The 5,021-nt window shown below is 50.5% G+C and carries 3 protein-coding genes, 1 tRNA gene and 2 pseudogenes; 3 read left to right on the top strand and 3 right to left on the bottom strand.

The annotated features are described in order from the left end of the window. The 3 genes and pseudogenes from WCX19_RS14850 to WCX19_RS14860 all read left to right on the top strand — a co-directional run. Window positions 1-225: pseudogene (locus tag WCX19_RS14850) on the top strand (S-layer protein); the annotation flags it as partial. 295 nt (window positions 226-520) lie between these two features. Further along, window positions 521-1,957, top strand: a complete 1,437-nt coding sequence (locus WCX19_RS14855; protein ID WP_373009497.1) for a hypothetical protein — start codon at window positions 521-523, stop codon at window positions 1,955-1,957. Window positions 1,958-2,051: 94 nt separating this feature from the next. Beyond that, the gene (locus WCX19_RS14860) at window positions 2,052-3,443 is read left to right on the top strand and encodes a zinc-ribbon domain-containing protein (RefSeq protein WP_373009499.1); all 1,392 of its coding nucleotides are present in this window, start codon (window positions 2,052-2,054) and stop codon (window positions 3,441-3,443) included. Window positions 3,444-3,628: 185 nt separating this feature from the next. Here WCX19_RS14860 and WCX19_RS14865 read toward each other — a convergent pair. From WCX19_RS14865 to WCX19_RS14875, 3 genes and pseudogenes are all read right to left on the bottom strand, one after another. Continuing rightward, window positions 3,629-3,700: transfer RNA gene (locus WCX19_RS14865), tRNA-Arg, on the bottom strand. 138 nt (window positions 3,701-3,838) lie between these two features. Then, complete coding sequence (locus WCX19_RS14870) at window positions 3,839-4,618, bottom strand: hypothetical protein (RefSeq protein WP_373009501.1); 780 nt, start codon at window positions 4,616-4,618, stop codon at window positions 3,839-3,841. A gap of 222 nt (window positions 4,619-4,840) precedes the next feature. Next, window positions 4,841-5,021: pseudogene (locus tag WCX19_RS14875) on the bottom strand (transposase); the annotation flags it as partial.

Genomic DNA, 5,021 nt, shown 5'->3' on the forward strand with positions numbered 1-5,021 from the left:
AGGGATGCAACGATCAAGGAATATGGGCTTGATTCTGAGATACGGTACCGCGATGCACTCGATACGACCTACATCTCGGACCCGATGAAAGTCACAATCAATGTGAAAAATCTGACCGGTCTTGCAGGCATCATCTCCCAACCGGTCTACCTTTCCCTTATTATTGCGGCCATCATCGGCATTGTCTATGTTGCTTTTCACTTTATCATGAAGAAGAAGAGATAAATGCTGTACGGGGTTCCACGTGACTGGCCACTATTCGGGCTGCACAAATTACCCCCTATTCATAAAACTACAGCTGTACCGATCATCTAATGATAGCCAGTACCTTCCGAATTAACCGTTTCAACGACATAATCCGGGACCATCATTCCCCAGAATCTCCTCCCGCTCTCCACTCTCCACACACCAAATGGAATTGTACCATGGAACGTGAAAATCCCCCGGTGCCTGATCACCAAAACGTCCGCAAGTGTTTATCCCCCTGTCCTTCCAATAATTAGCAGCAGCGTGATGACCTATGACCTCCCCACAGTTTCTCCCGATCCCAAAAAATATCCACGCACTTGCCTGCGAGACTATCAGTCGCCGCATCGGACGACTCCCGTTTACAAGAGCTGATGTTGAAATTACAGAAAAACTCGTGGGCGTGACCATGGAGTGTCTGAATGCCGAGGTTAAGCGGACGCTGCCCCTGCGTGCCGCATCCCGGGATACCGTCATCCTTCCGGGACTTAGCGAGTGCCTCAACGAACGCTTCGGGAGCGATCAGGGTGCAGCCGCACCGGTCATCGCAGAGATCCTGGTCAGCGCCGGCCTTGCCGAGCCGGCCGAGGTGATAGATGCAGCCACCCACACGCAGATGCGGGGAATCCGGCTGCTCCCTGCATGGACATGGCATATCGCATCTGGAGACATGTTACCTTGTGGTGGCACATGTTCCAGCGGAGGGGAAACAGAAGCATGGCTCGCACAATGTCCGATCTGCCGGACCGGTATTATCAGCCGGGTGATTGGCAAACGACTGTTTGGCATCCCCCCAACCGATTACTATCTGGACTGCTCGCACTGCGGCGCAAAGTTTATCCCGGAAAAAGATCGTTTCCGGCTGGTCTCGATCGCCCGGATTGCAGACCCGCGCTGGCGGCAATACCTTAATTCGTGCAAAAAGTCGGAGGACTGGGCGGCGCTGGTACGCGAGGAAAAAACCGCACGGCCCGCCTCCCGCATAGCCACATCCCGGTATCGTATGGCCCCCCAAAAAACCGCCATCACAAATCCGCAGCCGGTTGAGGTTCACCGCCCGGTAAAACCTGCACGTCAAGTCGAAGGAGTCCCGGCCACGTTCTCCCTGCTTAAAGATGGGAGCCTTACGGTTACCGGCACCGCAAAAACCCTCTACTTCAGGCCCGTGACTCTCCGGTTTTTACGTGGGGTCAGGCACGATCTCTTCACACATTCAGCACGCACCGTGCAGCAGGCCCTTGAATCCCCGGTATTTGCAGATGTAAAACCACTCCTTGTGAAGGAGTACCCGGGGTATCTCCCGCTCCGCCTTGGCCCGGTAACAGAAGAACTCCAGAAGAAGAATGATCCCCTTTATCATCAGTTCCTGAACCGGTACGGCGATGAGGATTTTGGCTCGTTTGCCATGCAGGATGAGGATCAGGCACATAAAAAAGGACTTTTGATCGTGTATGTGCAGGGAAAACTCTGCCATGTTGCCGGATGCCACTCATTATATGCCGATCTCATTGATCGCACATTTGGGAACATTACAGCTGACCAGTGCTATCGTGATGGGGATGAAACAGCATGCCGGATCAATAGTATTGTTACAGCGTTCAGGAGCACGCCGGTCATCTGGCTCCATGAACTTTCTGACGATATTGCGATAGATGCTGCAGTTTTTGACCTGCGCAGCCGCTACCTCCAGGTTCCTGCAGCACCACAGTAATACAAATAGAGCCTTGAGAGGATCAGAGAATTTTTCATATCCTATGTGAACATTATAATTACCTACTCTGGTAACGGGACAGGGGAGATATCCGATGAAAAAGTGTCCGAACTGCGGGATGAATATCCGGGATAATGTCGAGGTCTGCGGGTACTGCGGGGGCGAAATACCGCAGCAGCCAGCAAGATCCACAGGCAGCAAAAGTGCACAGGTTCCGCAGCGGAATATCCCGCCCCGGCCTGCCCCGAAAACAGAGCCAGCCGCATCCCCGGTCGATGAACCGAAAAACGAAGATGGTGAAGAGGAGGAAGGCGGGCTTTCTGCCATTCTCCAGCCGGGAGAGCAGGTGTTGATAGGCTCTCTCAATGTCTCGGTAAAAAAGTTTTTTTTCCATGCATATCTGACGAATAAGCGTATTTTTTTAATCGATACTCAGGAAAAGAAAATTAAAGTAACGGCAAAGGACATCCCGCGCGACACGATATCCGATAGTACCGTGGAATCCTCGGAGAATTCCGATCCGGTGCTGGTGCTCTCCATAAAATCTGTTGATAATGAGATCAAGACCATGAAACTGGTCTTTGCCCAGAACAGCACTGATCGCACCGGGGAGAGCGAAGACTGGATAGCGCTGCTCCACCAGGAACCGGAAACAAAGAAATCGCGTCAGGCTGCACCCGTAGAAAAAGAGCCGGAGCCTCCCGTGGAAGAGGAGCCCGTTGAAGAGTTGGATGAAGAGCCCCTGACCCGGCCGACAAAACCCCTGATCCGGCAAGAGGAACTGCACCCGACAAGAAAACCCCTCAAGGAGCACGAACGCCAGCTCCCGGTAAAACGGCTGATCCCCCTTGCCCGTGAACCGGAACCCGAACCGGAAGTTCCACCCCAGAGACGGGTGCAGATCAGGACTATAGAGGAACCGCAAAACCGCATTCCGGTGACCCGTGAGACCTCCATACCTGCGAGAAGTCACATGCAGATCGTAAGGAAACCGGAAGTCCATGCGGCGATGCGAACCGCGATGAAAAATCCAGTGCAGCCGGTGCGGCAGACCGGCGTCCACCCGGTAAGGAGCGTTCCCGCCGAACCCCTGCGCCGTCCTGTTCCGGAACACGAGTCTGCACGGGAGATCGTCCCGGAGGAGTTGCCTGCCATTCACAGAAAGCCGGTACCGGAAGAGCCTGCCGACAACCCGCAGTTCTGCCATAATTGTGGAAAGAGACTTCCCGGAGAAGCAAATTTCTGTCCGGGATGCGGGACACGGCTCGGACGTTCAAAAACCGACCCGGCGGCGCGCCTGGCAAAGACAATCCCCCGTCCGGTTCCAGCAGCTGCCGCAACAACCCAACCCCATCTGCATAAGGTCCCGCGGATTGAGGAGGTCCATGAGGATGAGGAAGAAGATCTACCTCAAAAAAGACTACCGGTCAAAAAGACCCCCAAGGGCAGCGATATGACAATCCTGCAGAAATTTCTGCGGCGCTAACAACCGGAATGTCGGGATTGGGATTTAATCAGGAAGAAGAAACTGATAATCTGATGGACGGATTATGTGGTGCTGCGGCATTACTTTTTTTATCGATTCTTTAAGATAAATTTGTTAACGTTCGGCTCTCGGGCTTTTATGCAAACAGCCTTTGTTGTAAAAAATTCAGACTAAAAAAAATGATACGCCCCGGCCGGGACTCGAACCCGGGTCAAAAGATCCGCAATCTTCTAGGATGTCCACTACCCCACCGGGACTTGCGATCGGCTTGCGCCTGCCTTATTTAAATCGTTTTCATCGCTTAAATATCTCACCATTTAAAGAAAAGATCTTCATTTTATGATAGGGTTGCAGCATATCTGCAATCTATAAAAAAAGATTCACTCATCAGATGATTATCGTATAACCTGGTTTTCCGGAACCCACGTGGGTGTTGCAGTTGCCGTCGCAAACGGTAGGGAATTCCGTGGTTGTCCCCAAAATTTACATTCGAGAAATGATTGATTTTGCGGATCGTCGATATTGCCCACCGGTTTTACCCAGATACCCGTCGTTGCGGTTATACTATTCCCGCGCATTTCGATCAGGAGATCATTGGATGTGAGAATGGGTTTCAGGGTAGCATCTGTGTAGATTCCATATCCCCTGGCTTCCCCAAATCCATCCTGAAGGAGAATCTCCCCAGTATTCTTATCCCTGACGGTAATGTCAAACCATGAGTAGGGTGCGTAATCGGAAAACGTGATGGTCTGCCATTCTTTAGATCCCGACTTCGATGCAGCAACTTTGTTTACGGTGATGTTAACCGGTTTAACTGTATAATTGATATACATCGGAGGATTCTTGAGATTAAAGGTGACCGCGTTTGTACTATAAGAATAATAAGATGTGTTGAAGTAGATGAGGCATGACATATCATCAGGACGCGATGTGGGTATTACAGATATATTAAATTCCGAAGTACTGGTTTGGGCATCAGGACTGCTTGTCATAAAAGGCGTTGCCACAGTCACATATGTTGGGGATGCAGTTGTTTCCGGGCGGTTCGTATTTATGGGAGTGAGACCCCCGGTGGTATTGTTACTACCGGAAGTTGAAGAGATCGTAGTTCCCTTTGGAGGCGTCACACACCCCGTTACGAGAAGCATCAGTATGGTGATCCCTACGAGAATCATCAAACACATCGTTTTTTTCATTATTGAGGTATACCGCTTTTTCTTTTATTTATGTATGTTTAAAAATGTGCCGGTATCCCACGAACCGGATCTGGCGTTTCCGGTAGTGACCTACTCTACAACTGAATATAGTGTGACAAAAAATTTCCTCATGTCCTGACATGATCTAAAATTTTCTCAATCATCGTCGGTGTCTTTTTCTCTATCTGTAGAGTGCCACAATTAATGTCCGATTTGTTGACAGAGTTTATGTCCGCTTAAGGATAATTTTCTGTTTTTGTTGAAATTGATTTCGTTGTGATAGACGGATGCTGGAGTCATCCAGTCCAGGATCTCCTGCTTTCTCCAGTTGTTGTATTGGTGGTCGAAGGTCCAGAGTTCCCGTTTGAAGTGGCTTAACGAA

Source organism: Methanoregula sp. (assembly GCF_041663825.1).
In the GTDB taxonomy this organism is placed as follows: Archaea; Halobacteriota; Methanomicrobia; order Methanomicrobiales; family Methanospirillaceae; genus Methanoregula.

What these genes read in the sequence shown, in the direction of transcription:
- WCX19_RS14860 (WP_373009499.1), top strand. Translation starts at nt 2,052, where the DNA reads ATGAAAAAGTGTCCGAACTGCGGGATGAATATCCGGGATAATGTCGAG.
- WCX19_RS14870 (WP_373009501.1), bottom strand. Translation starts at nt 4,618, where the DNA reads ATGATTCTCGTAGGGATCACCATACTGATGCTTCTCGTAACGGGGTGT.
- WCX19_RS14855 (WP_373009497.1), top strand. Translation starts at nt 521, where the DNA reads ATGACCTCCCCACAGTTTCTCCCGATCCCAAAAAATATCCACGCACTT.